The sequence below is a fragment of the Bradyrhizobium sp. SZCCHNR1002 genome, from assembly GCF_032381435.1.
GTDB lineage: Bacteria > Pseudomonadota > Alphaproteobacteria > Rhizobiales > Xanthobacteraceae > Bradyrhizobium > Bradyrhizobium aeschynomenes.
Genome location: NZ_JAUHIS010000004.1, coordinates 628,679 through 642,680 on the forward strand (window position 1 = coordinate 628,679; position 14,002 = coordinate 642,680).

Annotated in this window: 14 protein-coding genes; 6 read left to right on the forward strand and 8 right to left on the reverse strand. The window is 65.5% G+C overall.

The features are described 5' to 3' along the window. The first annotated feature begins 58 nt into the window (after nt 1-58). A complete protein-coding gene (locus QX108_RS22480; protein WP_315787358.1) occupies nt 59-817 on the forward strand; it encodes an EF-hand domain-containing protein in 759 nt (252 codons plus the stop codon). A 14-nt stretch (nt 818-831) separates the two neighbouring features. On the opposite strand, the gene QX108_RS22485 is transcribed toward QX108_RS22480, so the two are convergent. Both QX108_RS22485 and QX108_RS22490 read right to left on the reverse strand, forming a co-directional pair. Further along, nucleotides 832-1,830, reverse strand: coding sequence for a P1 family peptidase (locus tag QX108_RS22485; protein ID WP_315787357.1), 999 nt, complete (start codon nt 1,828-1,830; stop codon nt 832-834). A gap of 177 nt (nt 1,831-2,007) precedes the next feature. Beyond that, on the reverse strand, nt 2,008-4,782 hold the full coding sequence (locus QX108_RS22490) for a PAS domain S-box protein (RefSeq protein WP_315787356.1): 2,775 nt from the start codon (nt 4,780-4,782) through the stop codon (nt 2,008-2,010). 235 nt (nt 4,783-5,017) lie between these two features. Between QX108_RS22490 and QX108_RS22495 the strand changes: the two genes are divergently transcribed. Then, entirely contained in the window at nt 5,018-5,419 is a 402-nt protein-coding gene (locus QX108_RS22495) for a response regulator (protein ID WP_315719401.1), read from the forward strand. Between the two features lie 134 nt (nt 5,420-5,553). Here QX108_RS22495 and QX108_RS22500 read toward each other — a convergent pair whose 3' ends face one another. The 5 genes from QX108_RS22500 to QX108_RS22520 all read right to left on the reverse strand — a co-directional run bounded on the left by QX108_RS22500 (nt 5,554) and on the right by QX108_RS22520 (nt 10,655). Beyond that, on the reverse strand, nt 5,554-6,672 hold the full coding sequence (locus tag QX108_RS22500; protein WP_172113801.1) for a branched-chain amino acid ABC transporter substrate-binding protein: 1,119 nt from the start codon (nt 6,670-6,672) through the stop codon (nt 5,554-5,556). 165 nt (nt 6,673-6,837) lie between these two features. Further along, entirely contained in the window at nt 6,838-7,569 is a 732-nt protein-coding gene (locus QX108_RS22505; RefSeq protein ID WP_172113802.1) for an ABC transporter ATP-binding protein, read from the reverse strand. Further along, nucleotides 7,566-8,399 carry an ABC transporter ATP-binding protein gene (locus QX108_RS22510; RefSeq protein WP_315719403.1) on the reverse strand — a complete coding sequence of 278 codons (834 nt, stop codon included), beginning with the start codon at nt 8,397-8,399 and terminating at the stop codon, nt 7,566-7,568. Before QX108_RS22510 ends, QX108_RS22505 begins: the two co-directional genes overlap by 4 nt. After that, the gene (livM, locus tag QX108_RS22515; RefSeq protein ID WP_315719404.1) at nt 8,396-9,724 is read right to left on the reverse strand and encodes a high-affinity branched-chain amino acid ABC transporter permease LivM; all 1,329 of its coding nucleotides are present in this window, start codon (nt 9,722-9,724) and stop codon (nt 8,396-8,398) included. The genes QX108_RS22510 and livM overlap by 4 nt, the downstream gene beginning before the upstream one ends. Nucleotides 9,725-9,737: 13 nt before the next feature. Next, the gene (locus QX108_RS22520) at nt 9,738-10,655 is read right to left on the reverse strand and encodes an ABC transporter permease subunit (RefSeq protein WP_172113805.1); all 918 of its coding nucleotides are present in this window, start codon (nt 10,653-10,655) and stop codon (nt 9,738-9,740) included. A 327-nt stretch (nt 10,656-10,982) separates the two neighbouring features. On the opposite strand from QX108_RS22520, the gene QX108_RS22525 reads away from it, so the two are divergent. Continuing rightward, nucleotides 10,983-11,153: a hypothetical protein gene (locus QX108_RS22525; protein WP_315719405.1), complete on the forward strand. Its 171-nt coding sequence runs from the start codon at nt 10,983-10,985 to the stop codon at nt 11,151-11,153. Nucleotides 11,154-11,299: 146 nt separating this feature from the next. Then, nucleotides 11,300-11,851, forward strand: coding sequence for a hypothetical protein (locus QX108_RS22530; RefSeq protein WP_315787352.1), 552 nt, complete (start codon nt 11,300-11,302; stop codon nt 11,849-11,851). Between the two features lie 63 nt (nt 11,852-11,914). On the opposite strand, the gene pcaD is transcribed toward QX108_RS22530, so the two are convergent. Next, entirely contained in the window at nt 11,915-12,697 is a 783-nt protein-coding gene (pcaD, locus tag QX108_RS22535; protein WP_315787349.1) for a 3-oxoadipate enol-lactonase, read from the reverse strand. A 233-nt stretch (nt 12,698-12,930) separates the two neighbouring features. Between pcaD and QX108_RS22540 the strand changes: the two genes are divergently transcribed. Both QX108_RS22540 and QX108_RS22545 read left to right on the forward strand, forming a co-directional pair. Next, the gene (locus QX108_RS22540) at nt 12,931-13,377 is read left to right on the forward strand and encodes a carbon monoxide dehydrogenase subunit G (protein ID WP_315787347.1); all 447 of its coding nucleotides are present in this window, start codon (nt 12,931-12,933) and stop codon (nt 13,375-13,377) included. Nucleotides 13,378-13,508: 131 nt separating this feature from the next. Next, complete coding sequence (locus tag QX108_RS22545) at nt 13,509-13,994, forward strand: (2Fe-2S)-binding protein (protein ID WP_006612357.1); 486 nt, start codon at nt 13,509-13,511, stop codon at nt 13,992-13,994. Nucleotides 13,995-14,002: the final 8 nt, after the last annotated feature.

Here is a 14,002-nt window from a genome sequence, read left to right on the forward strand (position 1 = left end):
ACGAGCTACGGCAGGTTTCCCGTCGCCGTGTTTGCCACGGCCGTCTCGGAGTTTCGCCATGTGGTTCGCATTGGGGGCCGCCTCGTCGGTCCTGGAAGGCCTGCAGTCGCTGGGATCGACCAAGTCCGGATCGGGCAAATCCGGCAATCCCGGCGGCGGCCTGTTCAGTCTCGGCGGCGATGCTGCGAGCGGCTCCGGCAATTTCAGCCCGTGGTCCAGTTCGGGCAGCAGCGGTTCCGGGCAGATCGCGCCGGAGACGATGAGCGCGCTGCTGGCGGCGCAGAGCCAGTCGGGCTCGTCGTCGGACGCGGCGACCAATCCGCTGCAGGATCTGTTCTCGCAGATCGACGGCGATGGCGACGGGCAGATCACGAGATCCGAGTTCGAGACCGCGCTCGGCGCCGGCGGCACCAACATCGCCAATGCCGACAAGGTGTTCGGCAAGCTCGACAGCAACAGCGACGGCAATGTCAGCATGGACGAGCTGACCTCGGCACTGCAGGGCGCGCGTGGTCGTCGTGGCCATCACCATCATCAGGAGGCTGGCGCGAGCGCCGGCTCGGGCAATTCCGCGGGTGCAGGGGCCGATGCGCTGATGCAGGCGCTGTCGGGCGCGTCGAGTTCGTCGTCCACCAACAGCGACGGCTCAACGACCACCACCATCACCTATGCCGACGGCTCCAAGATGACGCTGATCATGCCGGCAACCACCGCAGCTTCCAATGCCGCGACCTCGTCCTACAACATGATCGAGAAGCTGATGCAGCATCAGTCGATACGGCTGCGTGGTTCGTCCACGACCGCGGTGAGCGCGTAAGCCTCGCAAGCCGCTCAGCTGCCGAAGCGGTCCTGCCAGGACGGCAGGGCGCCGGCGAACGGCAGCCGCCTGGCATGATAGACGCCGCGCGCGATCGCACGCGCCAGCACGTTGGCCGCGACCATGCCCAGCTCGCTCAGCTCGACCAGCGGCTCCACCGGCTTGGCGCAGGTCGCCGCCGCGAACACGATGTCGCCATCGAGCGGCAGGTGGACCGGATAGATCGCCCGTGCCATGCCGGTCTGCGCCATCATCGCCAGCCGCTTCGCCTGCGCCTTGGTCAGGATCGCATCGGTCACGACCAGCGTGATGGTCGTATTCTCGGACGCCGACGGGGCAGGGCCGCCCTTGATGCGCATCGCCAGCATGTCCGGCGTGAACGTGGCGGGCAGGCCGCGGCCGCCGAACTCACCGTCGACTTCGTAAGGCGCAGCCCAGAACCATGGGCCATCGCCGACCGTGACGCTGCCGACCGCGTTGACGACCGCGATGGCCGCGACCTTGATGCCGCCGCGCGTCGTCGCCGAGGCCGAGCCGAGCCCGCCCTGCAGGTTGGCCGTGGTGGCGCCGAGCCCGGCCCCGACGCTGCCCAGCGCAAACGTCGTGTCCGCCGCGGCGGCCGCTGCGTGGCCGAGCTCGCGATAGGGCGCATAGCGGCCCCAGGCCTTGTTGCCGCCGTTCAGCAGATCGAACACGATCGCGCCGGGCACGATCGGGATCAGCGCGTCGCGCACGGCAAAGCCGCGGCCCTGCTCGGCGAGCCACGCCTGGATGCCGCTCGCAGCTTCCAGCCCGAACGCCGAGCCGCCCGACAGCGCAATGGCGTCGATCCGCTCGACCGTATTGACGGGATCGAGCAGCGCATCCTCGCGCACCCCGGGTCCGCCGCCGCGAATGTCGATCGCGGCCACCGCCGGCTGGTCAAACAAAATCGCGGTCACGCCGGAGGCGAGCGCTGCATCGTCGGCGTGGCCGACGCGTACGCCTGCAATGTCGGTGAGAAGATTCTGCACGGCCATTCTCGCGATGGGGACGTTGGCGGACCGATAGCTCAGCTGGCGAGGCGGCTCAAGGCAAGTCCGAGTTGGTCCAAGCCTTCGGCCATGATCAGCGCTGCGATGACCAGGCGGTCCCATGACCCGGTCGGTGAAACCCGGAGGTCGCTTCTTGCGCTCGTCCGCTCTACGACCTCACTTCTCCAGCGCGATGCGGATCATGCGGGCGAGTTCCGGCTTGCGGTAGGGCTTGGCCAGCAGCAGCACACCGGCGTCGAGGCGGCCGTGATGCACGATGGCGTTTTCGGTGTAGCCGGACGTGAACAGCGTCTTCAGCGACGGACGCCGCGCGCGGGCGGTATCGGCGAGCTGGCGGCCATTCATGGCGCCGGGCATGATGACGTCGGTGAACAGCAGATCGATCTCCGGATGGCGTTCCAGCACGTCGAGCGCCTCGGCAGCGTTGGCGGCGGCGAGGGTGGTGTAGCCGAGGCTGGCAACCTGGGTGACGACGTGCTGGCGGACCATCGGATCGTCCTCGACGATCAGGATCGTCTCACTGCCGCCGCTCGTGTCGAGCGCGCGCTGATCCGTGGCTGTCGTCGGCATCGAAGCCGAGCGCGGCAGGTAGAGCTTGATCGAGGTGCCGTGCCCGACTTCACTATAGATCTTGATGTGGCCGCCGGACTGCTTGACGAAGCCGAACACCATGCTGAGGCCAAGGCCGGTGCCCTTGCCGACGCCCTTGGTCGAGAAGAAAGGGTCGAACACCTTGTCGAGATAGGCCGGCGGGATGCCGCTGCCGGTGTCGCTGACCGCGACCATGACGTAGTCGCCGACCGCGACCTCGTTGTTGGCGTCGGCATAGTCCTGATCGAGGGCGACGTTCGCGGTCTCCAGCGTCAGCTTGCCGCCTTGCGGCATCGCATCGCGCGCATTGAGGGCGAGGTTGACGATCGCAGTGGCGAGCTGGTTCGGATCGGCCAGCGCGGTGCAGGGATCGAGACTGAGGATGCGTTCGATCTCGATGTGCTCGCCGAGCGTCGGACGCAGCAGGGCGGCGGTCTCGTTCATCAGCGCGTTGACGTCGAGGTCGACCGGCTGAAGCGGCTGCTTGCGCGCGAAGGCGAGCAATTGCCGGGTGAGATGCGCGCCCCGGTCGGCGGAATCGTCGATCAGCTTAGCGACGGATGCGAGCTCCGGCCGCCCGGCGACGGCGTCGGAGAGGATGGAAATGCTGCCGGTGATGACGGTGAGGATGTTGTTGAAGTCGTGGGCGACCCCTCCGGTGAGCTGGCCGACCGCCTCCATCTTCTGCGCCTGGCGGAATTGCGCCTCGGCGGCGCGCTTTTCGGTCAGGTCGCGGCCGACGAAAAAGTGGCGCTGCACCGGCTCCGACCAGCTCGCCATCCAGTTCAGGACGACGCCGCGTCCTTCCTTGTGCAGCAGCTGCGCCTCGAAATTGTGGATGTCGCGGCCGCGGCGGCAGTCGCGCATCTGGCTGCGAACGGTCTCCAGCTCGGGCGGGTAGACGAAGTCGCTGGCGTTGCGGCCGACCATCTCCTCGGGCCGATAGCCGAGGATGCCCTGTGCGCTCGGGCTCACCTGCATCAAATCGCCGCGGGAGTTCGCGATCAGGATCAGGTCCTGCGAGGTCTCGAAGATGCGCCGCCGCTCCTCCGTCTCTCGATTCAGCGCGTGGCGTGTACGTTTGCTCTCGGTGATGTCGCGCGCGACCTTCGAGGCGCCGATCACGGTGCCGCGGGCGTCGTGGATTGGGGAGACGCTGAGCGACACCTCGATCGCGTGGCCGTCCCTGTGCCGACGCACTGTCTCGTGATGCTCGATCTTCTCGCCGCCGCCGATCCGCTCGAGGATGCCATCGACCTCGGAGCGCCGCTCGGCGGGGACGATCAGGCCGATGTCGTTGCCAAGCGCGTCGTCGGCGCCGTATCCGAACAGATGCTCGGCTGCGCGGTTCCATGACGTGATCTTGCCATGCAGGGTGAGTGTGATGATGGCGTCATTGGAGGACTCGACGACGGCGCTGAACAGTCTCTCGCGCGCGATGAAGCGGGCCCGCTCGCTTTCGTTCTGCCGGCGCTGCTGCCGCAGCAGGCGCGTGAGGCGCGTCTGCAGTCCGACATTGTCGGCGAGCAGGACGCCGAGCACGAAGCTCGCCGCCAGCAGGCCGTAGATGCGGCCCGCGTAGTAGCCGAGATCGAATCTTGCGGCATTGAGCATCGATGACAGCGAAAGGTCGAATAGCCAGGCGCACAGCACCACCATGACCCAGAGATCGAGAATGGTGTGCGGGCCGCGCCACGCCAGCACGGCCAACGCCACGAGCGTCACGCACCAGATTGAGCCGACCACGACCTTCAGGGCCGTTGTCGCCGTACCGTCGTGGATCAGCGCGGGAAGCGATGAATCGAAGGCGATCACCGTCCAGGTCAGCGCAGCGAGAACGATCGCCACGCCGAGGATTGCGAACGACAGCGCCGCGGCGACCGAGCTGACGGGCGCGAGCCGGCGGCGCGTGTGCAGCGCATAGGCGAGGACGAAGAACGGGAACCCGCCATGCCAGATCATGTAGATCCAGACTGCGCTCTGCGGTCCGGCGCCGAGCAGCCCGGTCTGTGAGTAGAGCCCGGGAAAGACCAGAGTGTGCAGCAGCGCCGCCGGTGCGGTGAACAGATATCCAGAGGCCAGCCACAGCAGCGGGCGCGAGCGCAGCAGCACGAATTGGGAGAACAGCAGGAACGCGGTGATCAGGTCATTCAGTGCCAGCGCCGACTGATAGCTGGCGACAAACGCCGGCGTTGCCGGCAGCTGGACCTTGGCGAAGGGAGCGGCGGCGGCAAAGAGCAGGGCCGAGACGACAACCGCAGCCAGTGCTGCGACACGGTCCCGATGCGTTGCGGTGGTCGTCGATAGAAGAACTTCGCCAGTATCCTCGATGCTCTGCATCTCCAAAGTCCTGCGCCCTGTCATCAACGTGCAACTCGGCACGGAGACGATGGTGACGCGAAAAAATATGCTATTCTAATAAAGGTTGTATGTTACCAATATGTAGCGTTCTGTTGAATGAGTCGCGCGTTGGAGTAACTGCACCTTTACCGCAACCGGGATAAATATACCCGTAGTTGTAGCTGATTTCTTTTTATGTTGTAGGCTGTCCAACGAAAAATTTCTGGAGATTTTGATGCCACGGATTCTTGTGGTGGACGATCAAAAGGACGTCCGGGCCATGATTAGCATGGTGCTGCGCGTCAATCAGTTCGATGTGGTCGAAGCGGGAACCGCTCCGGCCGGACTGCAATTGTTCCGCGACCAGACGTTCGACGCCGTGATCGTCGATATCTATCTCGATGACTCCAACGGTCTCGATCTGGTCAGCGGGATGCGTGCGCTGGTTCCCGATGTACCCGTCGTGGCCGTCTCCGGCATGAGCGCGTTCGACGGGGCCGCGATGTCGGAGGAGTTGACCCGGGTCGTCTATCTGCAGAAGCCGTTCCGGCCGGCAGAATTGATGCGCGCGGTCGAGGCAGCCCGCTCGGCCGTGAAGAACACGCGCGCAGCGCCTCTGTCGGTCTGCGCAGGCTGATCGATTGCGGAATTCGGTGCCTCGCCTTCAATCAGGCTTGGCGACGAAGCGCGAAGTCGCCCGTAATCAGCTGAAGAAAAACGCCCCGGTCATCGACCGGGGCGTTCCATTTTGTGGATCACTTTGATCTGAGATCAGGAGCCTTTGCCGCCGAGCTCGGCGTAGGCGCCCTTGGCGTCCCACTTGTAGACGACGTAGTCGATCTGCTTGATGTCGCCCTTGGCGTCGAAGCCGAGCTTGCCCAGCACCGTGTCCCACTCGCCGGCCTTGATGGTGTCCATCACCTTCTTGGCATCGGTGGTGTTGGCCTTCTTCACCGCCTGCGACCAGACCTGGATCGCGGCGTAGGTGTAGAGCGTGTAGCCCTCGGGATCGATGTTCTTGGCCTTGAACTTGTCCACGATCGCCTTGGCGGTCGGCTTGTTGCGCGGCTCGGGGCCGAAGGTGAACAGCGTGCCTTCCGCGGCCGGACCGGTGATCGAGGCGAACTCCTTGTCGTTCATCGCGTCGCCCGCCATCAGGATCGTCTTGAGGCCCTGGTCGCGCATCTGACGCAGGATCAGGCCGGCTTCCTGATGATAGCCGCCGACATAGACGAGGTCGATGTTCTCACGCTTCAGGCGGGAGACGATCGCGTTGAAGTCCTTGTCGCCCTTGTTGTACGACTCGAACATCTTCTCGGTGACGCCAGCCTTGTTGAGCGCCTTCTTGGTCTCGTCGGCGAGACCCTTCCCGTAGGTGGTCTTGTCGTTGAGGATCGCGATGTTCTTGCCCTTGAAGTTCTTCGCGATGTAGTTCGCGGCCACCAGGCCCTGCTGATCGTCACGGCCGCAAACGCGCGCCACGTTCCACAGCTTGCGCTCGGTGAACAGCGGGTTGGTCGAAGCGGGCGTGATCTGCAGCACGTTGCTGTCGGCATAGGCCTCGGAGGCCGGGATCGACGACGACGAGCAGAAGTGCCCGGCGACGAACGGAATGCCGGAGCCGGCGAGCTTCTCGGCGACCGAGCGGGCCTGCTTGGGATCGCAGGCGTCGTCACCGACTTGGAGGGCGAGCTTCTTGCCGAGCACGCCGCCTGCGGCATTGAGGTCGGCGACCGCCATCTCGGCGCCGTTCTGCATCTGACGACCGAACGCCGACTCGCCGCCGGTCATCGGGCCGGCCACGGCGATGGTGATGTCTTCGGCGTAGGCTGCGGTCGAGAGCGCCAGCGACGCGCCCAGAGCCAAGCCGATGAGTTTGAGTGGTTTCATGAGAAATCCTCACAGGGGGTAGGTCGACACGGAAACGGCCCGAACGGCGGGCCGCAGACCGCGCGCATTGTGGCTGATTTTCCGCCGAAGTCACCGGCATTTTTCGGGCAGATCGACGAAGGGCTAAGGCCATTTCTGCCGGCCTGCCGGGGGCTCGATGGTCGCCTAGTGGCGGCCGCCCTCCAGATAGGCGGCGCGGATCTCCGGCCGCTGCAACAGCTCGGCCCCGGTGCCCGACAGCGTGACCAGTCCGTTGACCAGCACGTAGCCGCGGTGGGCGAGCTTCAGCGCATGATTGGCGTTCTGCTCCACGATCAGCACGGTCAAACCGTCCTGGCGGTTCAGTGTCCGGATCGCGTCGAAAATCTGCCGGGCGATCAGAGGGGCCAGGCCGAGCGAAGGCTCGTCGAGCAGCAGCAGCCGCGGCCGGCTCATCAGCGCGCGCCCGATCGCCAGCATCTGCTGCTCGCCGCCGGACAGCGTCCCGCCGCGCTGGTCGATGCGCTCCTTCAGCCGAGGGAACAGCGCGAACACGCGCTCCAGCGTGCCGGCGCGCTCGGCCTCGGTGGTGTCGCCGGCGTCGGCGCCCATCTGCAGGTTCTCTGCGACGCTCATGCGCGGGAAGATGCGGCGGCCCTCCGGCGACTGCGCGATCTTGAGCCGCGCGATCTGGTGCGTCGGCACCTGCGTGATGTCGTGGCCGTCATAGACGATATGACCGGAGCTGGCGCGCGGGCGGCCGAAGATCGACATCATCAGCGTCGACTTGCCGGCCCCGTTGGCGCCGATCAGCGCGACGATTTCGCCGGATTTGATCTCGAGGTCGACGCCCTTGAGCGCTTCGATCTTGCCATAGGAGGCGCGCAGGTTGCGGATGGCGAGCAGGGACGCACTCACGCCTCGGCCTCCATCACGGCTGCGGCCTCTTCCTCGTCGGTGCCGAGATAGGCGGCGATGACCTTGGGATCGTCGCGGATCTCGCGCGGCGTGCCCTCGGCGATCTTGACGCCGTAGTCCATCACGACGACGCGGTCGGAGATTTCCATGACGACGCTCATGTCATGCTCGATCAAGAGGATCGATGTGCCGTGGTCGCTGCGGATCGAGAGCAGGAGCTCGCTCAGCGCGGCGCTCTCGCGCGCGTTGAGGCCGGCGGCGGGTTCGTCGAGACAGAGCAGGGCGGGCCCGGTGCACATCGCCCGTGCGATCTCCAGCCGCCGCTGGTCGCCGTAAGCGAGATTGCCGGCCGCATCATCGGCCCGGTCGATCAGCCCGACGCGCTTCAGCCAGAACACCGCGGCATCGATCGCGCTCTGCTCGGCGGCGCGCCAGGACGGCACGCCGAGCAGCCCGAGCAGCGTGAAGCCCGACGCACGCATCAGGGCGTTGTGTTGCGCCACCATCAGGTTCTCGAGCGCGGTCATGCCCGGAAACAGCCGGATGTTCTGGAACGTGCGCGCCACCTTGGCCTGCTTGGAGATGTTGAAGTCCTTCAGCTTCTGCATCTCGAATTGCATACCGTCATCATGCGTCAGGCGGATCACGCCGGAGGTGGGCTTGTAGAAGCCGGTGATGCAGTTGAACACGGTGGTCTTGCCGGCGCCGTTGGGGCCGATCAGCGCCGTGATCTGCTGGCGCTGCGCGGTGAACGACAGCGCGTTGACGGCGACGATGCCGCCGAAGCGCATGGTGAGATTTTCGAGTGCGAGGATCGGAGCGGAGCTCATCCGTGGCCTTCCTTGACGAGGTCCGAAGAGATGCTCTTGGATTTTTCCAGAAATACGGTCGGTGCGCGATGGCCGACGATGCCGCGCGGGCGCCAGATCATGATCAGCACCATGGCGAGACCGAACACCAGCATGCGATAGACCTCGAGGCTTCGGAACAGCTCGAAGCCGCCGATCATGGCGAGCGCGGCGAGCGCCACGCCGAGCTGCGATCCCATGCCGCCGAGCACGACGATCGCGAGCACCAGCGCCGATTCCTGGAAGGTGAAGGATTCCGGGCTGATGAAGCCCTGGCGGGTGGCGAAGAAGGCGCCGGCGAAGCCGCCGAACATGGCGCCGGTGGCGAACGCCGTGAGCTTGGTCGTCGTGATGTTGATGCCGAGGGCGCGGCAGGCGACCTCGTCCTCGCGCAGCGCTTCCCAGGCGCGGCCGATCGGCAGCCGGCGCAGCCGGATGGTGACCCAGTTGGTGAGCAGCGCCAGCGCCAGGATCAGATAGAACAGGAAGACGATGCGATGCGTCGGCGAAAAGGGAATGCCGAGCATGGCCGCGAGGCCGCCTTCGCCCGGCGTCAGCGGAATGCCGAACAGGCTCGGCCGCGGAATGCCGGAGATGCCGTTGGGGCCGCCGGTGACATCCTGCCAGTTGATCAGCACGAGGCGGATGATCTCGCCGAACGCAAGCGTGACGATCGCGAGATAGTCGCCGCGCAGCCGCAGCACGGGGAAGCCGAGCAGCACGCCCCAGAATGCGGCGAGGATGCCGGCGAGCGGCAGGCAGATCCAGAACGACAGGCCGAAGGTGGTCGACAGCAGCCCGTAGGAATAGGCGCCGACCGCGTAGAACGCGACATAGCCGAGGTCCAGCAGGCCGGCCAGGCCGACCACGACGTTGAGGCCCCAGCCGAGCATCACATAGGTGAGCACCAGGATGCCGAGATCGAGAATGTAGCGCTGATTGTAGAAGATCACCGGCACGAGGAAGGTGAAGATCAGCAGCGCCGGCGCGAGATAGCGGCCGGCGACCGACAGGCCGCTCTGCACCGAGGAGGGCACGAAGCTGCCGAGGCCGCCGCGCGGACCGAGCCACAGCCGCAGGAGCTCGACAATGATCGAGCCGACGAAGACCGCCGCGACCAGGCTGGCGAGGTCCCCGAAGCGCGTCCAGTATTCGAGCTGGCCGCTTTGGCCCGCTTCGGTCCGGACGCCGATCATCAGCGAGAACAGGCCGAGTGCGACGAGGGCGCTGAGGAAGGCCTTTTTGAGGATGAAGGCGGCTCCGACCGGTTCGGAGCCATTCGACGAGGCGGGATGGGACGCGCTCACACGGGCTCCGTCTTCAGACTTTTTCGACTTCGGGCCGGCCGAGCAGGCCGGTCGGCATGAAGATCAGCACCACGATGAGGATCGAGAATGCTGCGACGTCCTTGTACTCCACGGAGAAGTAGGCCGACCAGAACGTCTCGATCAGTCCGATCGCGAGGCCGCCGAGCATCGCTCCCGGCAGCGAGCCGATGCCGCCGAGCACGGCCGCCGTGAACGCCTTGATGCCGGCGACGAAGCCCATGAAGAAATCGACCAGGCCGTAATACAGCAGGTACATCATGCCGGCGACGGCAGCGAGCGCGGCGCCGATCACGAAGGTCATCGAGATGGTGCGGTCGACGTCGACGCCGAGCAGCGCCGCCATGGTCTGGTCCTGCTCGCAGGCGCGCATGTCGCGGCCGAGCCGCGTGCGCGACACCAGCCAGGTGAACAGTCCCAGCAGCACGATCGTGGTAATCACCACCACGATCTGAATGTTGGAGAGCTGAACGACGAAGCCGCTCTCGCCCTCGTGCAGCGTGTAGCCGCCGGTGACGATCGGCGGCACCGGCTTGACGCGTGCGCCCTGCGACACCTGGGAGAAATTCGTCAGCACGAACGACATGCCGATGGCCGACAGCATCGGCGCCAGGCGGAAGGAGTGGCGCAGCGGACGATAGGCGATGCGCTCGATGGTCCAGCCATACAGCGCGGTGATGGCCATCGCCACCAGCAGCACGATCAGCAGGATGACCGGGACAGCGGTCAGGCCGATCGAGACGAGCACCAGGAACGAGATCAGCGCGATGAAGCCGCCGATCATGAAGACGTCGCCATGGGCGAAATTGATCATGCCGACGATGCCATAGACCATGGTGTAGCCGATGGCGATCAGGCCGTAGATCGAGCCGAGCACGAGGCCGTTGATGAGCTGCTGCGCGAAATAATCCATGGACTGCCGTTATTGAGACTGCCGTTGTCCTGACTGCCGAGACCGGTTCGCAACGCGGCGGGGGCCTTGCGGCGCGGGGATGGTACCGGGACCTCGCCCGCGCCAAAGGCGACGCGTGGTCAAGTACTAACAGCTAGGAACCGTCTGCCGCAACAGCGTGCAGTGCCGCAATTGAGGGCTTATCCCGCCTGCTTTGATGGCGCGGTTCCGTTGCCCCCGTTGCGGCACATCATTGCCACGGAACAATCGCCAGGGAACGCGGCCGCCAGGCAACTGGAGGAGTGTTCCCGCATTGGTTGTCGTGCCATTGCCATGAGGGAGACGGGCATGAGCAGCCTGACCGACCAAAACCAGGGTCACCAGAACCCCGGCCAGAATCAGCAGGGCCAGACGCAGGGCAAGCCGATCCGGCAGGAGCCCGGCGAAAGCCGGCAGCCCGGGCAGGAGGGAACGAGGGCGCAGGTTGAAAACGGGTCTGACGGCTCGAGCGATCCGTAAGCTCAGCTCACGTTCCTGGTCGCGCTTGGGCGCGCCAACCGATCCCGGCCGGCCGCCCCGTTAAGGTAAACAAAGGGTTTAAATTGCCGGGTGCATTTGCCGCGCGTTAGCTCGTCTGGAACTGCGGGACGCAAAGGCGGACGAACATGATCAAGAACTGCGTGATCAGGAACTGGCGGCTGAGCTGCGTCAATGGCGTGCTGCTGGCGCTGTATTTCGTGCCCGCCTGGACCGCCATCGCCTTCCAGATCATGGTCTCGCCGATCCAGGCGCTGTTCGCACGGCCCAATATCGCGATCGCGCTGTTCATCAGCGATCATCTTCACCTCTCGGGCCTCGAGACCGTCCGCGCCGCTTGGCTGCTCGCGCTGGCGCGACTGACGGTCGCAGGCTTTTTCGCGATGTTCCTGGTCCTGATCCTGGTTCCGCGGGTGCGAAAGGTGGCGGGCTATGTCGAAGCGTTGTCGATCGGCCTGGGCCTTGGCAGCATGCTGACGTTCTTCAGCATGATCATGGCCGCGAAGGTCGGCGAGACGCAGGCGCTGCGCCTTCATGCAACTGAGCTGCTGCTGCTGCTAGGCACCGCGATCGTCATGCTGGTGGAAAAGCCGGCGACCCAGTCCCCGGCGGCATCCGTTCCGTCGAACGGCATGGAGCCAGGGGTGGCCAACAGCGCCGCCGCCGGCGTCAAATTCTGATCGACTGCCGCGGCAGCCCTGAGGCCGCGGGCAGGGGGCGCCTATCCCGAAGCGCGGATGCACTCAGCGCTGGGTCAGGAAGCCCAGCACGGCGTCATTGAACTGGCCCGCGGCTTCGACGTTCGAGATGTGTGCGGCATCGACGATGGTCATGCTGGCCCCGGGGATCCGGCTGCGAATCGCTTCAGCCATCGCGATCGGTGTCGATTTGTCATAGCGGCCTGCGACGACGAGAACGGGGCTCTTGATGGCGGGCAGGTCCTCGCGCAGGTCAAGCGCGCGCAGTGCCGCGCAGCAGGCGAGATAGCCCTCGACAGGCGTCGCCGCCAGCATTGCCTTCATGCGATCGGCCACGTCCGGATTGGCATCGCGGAACTCCTGCGTCAGCCAGCCGGCGATGACCGTGTCCGCGATGCCCGCGAGTCCATTGTCCTGAACCGCCTTGATGCGGGCGTCCCAGATGGCCGGATCCGGGTAGTAGCAGGTGGTGTTGGCGAGCACGAGCTTGCCGACCCGCTCGGGGGCATGCGCCGCGAGCCATTGCCCGACCATGCCGCCCATCGAGACCCCGCACCAGTGCACCTTCTCGATGTTGAGGTCGTCGAGAATCGCCAGCGCATCGCGGCCGAATCGCTCGATGGAGTAGGGGCCGGGGGCGACCGTCGACTTGCCATGGCCGCGCCGGTCATAGCGGACCACACGGAAAACCTGCGTGAAGCTCCGCATCTGCGGCTCCCACATTTGCAGGGTGGAGCCAAGCGAGTTCGACAGCATCAGGGTCGGCCCGCCGTCGCGGCCCTCGACGGTGACGTTCAACAGACAGCCGTCGGCGTCGATCATCGGCATGGGCGCAATCCTTGTCGCAGGCGGCGGTCAACGCCGGAGGAATCGTGCAGATTTGATGGCGAACTAACCATTGCGGGCGCCGTCTGCCAATCAAAACCCGCCGGCCAGGAGACCCGGAATGCTGCGGTGCTCCCGCGTTTCTGCAACGCTTGACGGCGCTGCTTGCCCTTCCTTTTAGGCGTTCGGTGCTTTACTTGAATGCCTCTAACCGCGCCAATCGGGGGGAGATGCTCATGGCAATGACGATGACGGGCGAGGTCCAGCTGGCGGCTCCGCGTGAGGCCGTCTGGGCCAAGCTGAACGATCCTGACGTGCTCAAGGCCTGCATCCCCGGCTGCGAGGAGCTGGAGCGCACCGAGGACGGCGGCTTCCGTGCCGTCGCCAAGATGAAGGTCGGACCGGTCTCCGCGCGCTTCAAGGGCAAGGTCACCCTGAGCGATCTCGATCCGCCGAACGGCTACAAGATCTCCGGCGAGGGCGAGGGCGGTGTCGCCGGATTCGCCAAGGGCGGCGCCGTCGTCGGGCTGGCCGAGAAGGATGGCGGCACGCTGCTGAGCTACAATGTCGACGCCCAGATCGGCGGCAAGCTGGCGCAGCTCGGCCAGCGCCTGATCAATGGCGCGGCCAAAAAGCTCGCCGATGAATTCTTCGCGAACTTCGCCAAGGCCGTTCAAGGCTGACCGCAATCGACCCATGCGCTGTCCGGGGCGAGGTTGCCCGTCGCGGAGAGCGTCAATATGATGGTTTTCGACCGATTTTTGCTGGGCTGCGCTGCAGTGCAACGCTGTGCGCGGAATATAGAGAGTCCTGAATGGCCAAGATTTCCATGATTGTGAACGGTAATCCCGTCACGGCGAACGTCGACCCGCGGACGCTGCTGGTGCAGTTCCTGCGCGAGAATCTGCGCCTCACCGGCACCCATGTCGGATGCGACACCTCGCAGTGTGGCGCCTGCGTCGTGCATCTCGACGGCAAGGCGGTGAAGTCCTGCACGACGCTCGCGGTGATGGCCGACGGTCACGAGGTCCGCACGATCGAGGGGCTCGCTGCCGATGGCGCGCCGCTGCATCCGATGCAGGAGGCCTTCCGCGAGCACCATGGTCTGCAGTGCGGCTTCTGCACGCCGGGCATGATCATGACCGCGGTCGACCTCGTCCACCGCAAGGGCCACGAGCTCAGCGAGGAGACGATTCGCGAGGAGCTCGAAGGCAACCTCTGCCGCTGCACCGGCTATCAGAACATCGTGCAGTCCATTGCCGCCGGCGCCAAGGCGATGGCCAAATCGGACCTCGCCTAACAGCCGGA

What these genes read in the sequence shown, in the direction of transcription:
- QX108_RS22480 (WP_315787358.1), top strand. Translation starts at nt 59, where the DNA reads ATGTGGTTCGCATTGGGGGCCGCCTCGTCGGTCCTGGAAGGCCTGCAG.
- QX108_RS22490 (WP_315787356.1), bottom strand. Translation starts at nt 4,782, where the DNA reads ATGCAGAGCATCGAGGATACTGGCGAAGTTCTTCTATCGACGACCACC.
- QX108_RS22495 (WP_315719401.1), top strand. Translation starts at nt 5,018, where the DNA reads ATGCCACGGATTCTTGTGGTGGACGATCAAAAGGACGTCCGGGCCATG.
- QX108_RS22500 (WP_172113801.1), bottom strand. Translation starts at nt 6,672, where the DNA reads ATGAAACCACTCAAACTCATCGGCTTGGCTCTGGGCGCGTCGCTGGCG.
- QX108_RS22510 (WP_315719403.1), bottom strand. Translation starts at nt 8,399, where the DNA reads ATGAGCTCCGCTCCGATCCTCGCACTCGAAAATCTCACCATGCGCTTC.
- QX108_RS22520 (WP_172113805.1), bottom strand. Translation starts at nt 10,655, where the DNA reads ATGGATTATTTCGCGCAGCAGCTCATCAACGGCCTCGTGCTCGGCTCG.
- QX108_RS22525 (WP_315719405.1), top strand. Translation starts at nt 10,983, where the DNA reads ATGAGCAGCCTGACCGACCAAAACCAGGGTCACCAGAACCCCGGCCAG.
- QX108_RS22530 (WP_315787352.1), top strand. Translation starts at nt 11,300, where the DNA reads ATGATCAAGAACTGCGTGATCAGGAACTGGCGGCTGAGCTGCGTCAAT.
- pcaD (WP_315787349.1), bottom strand. Translation starts at nt 12,697, where the DNA reads ATGCCGATGATCGACGCCGACGGCTGTCTGTTGAACGTCACCGTCGAG.
- QX108_RS22540 (WP_315787347.1), top strand. Translation starts at nt 12,931, where the DNA reads ATGGCAATGACGATGACGGGCGAGGTCCAGCTGGCGGCTCCGCGTGAG.
- QX108_RS22545 (WP_006612357.1), top strand. Translation starts at nt 13,509, where the DNA reads ATGGCCAAGATTTCCATGATTGTGAACGGTAATCCCGTCACGGCGAAC.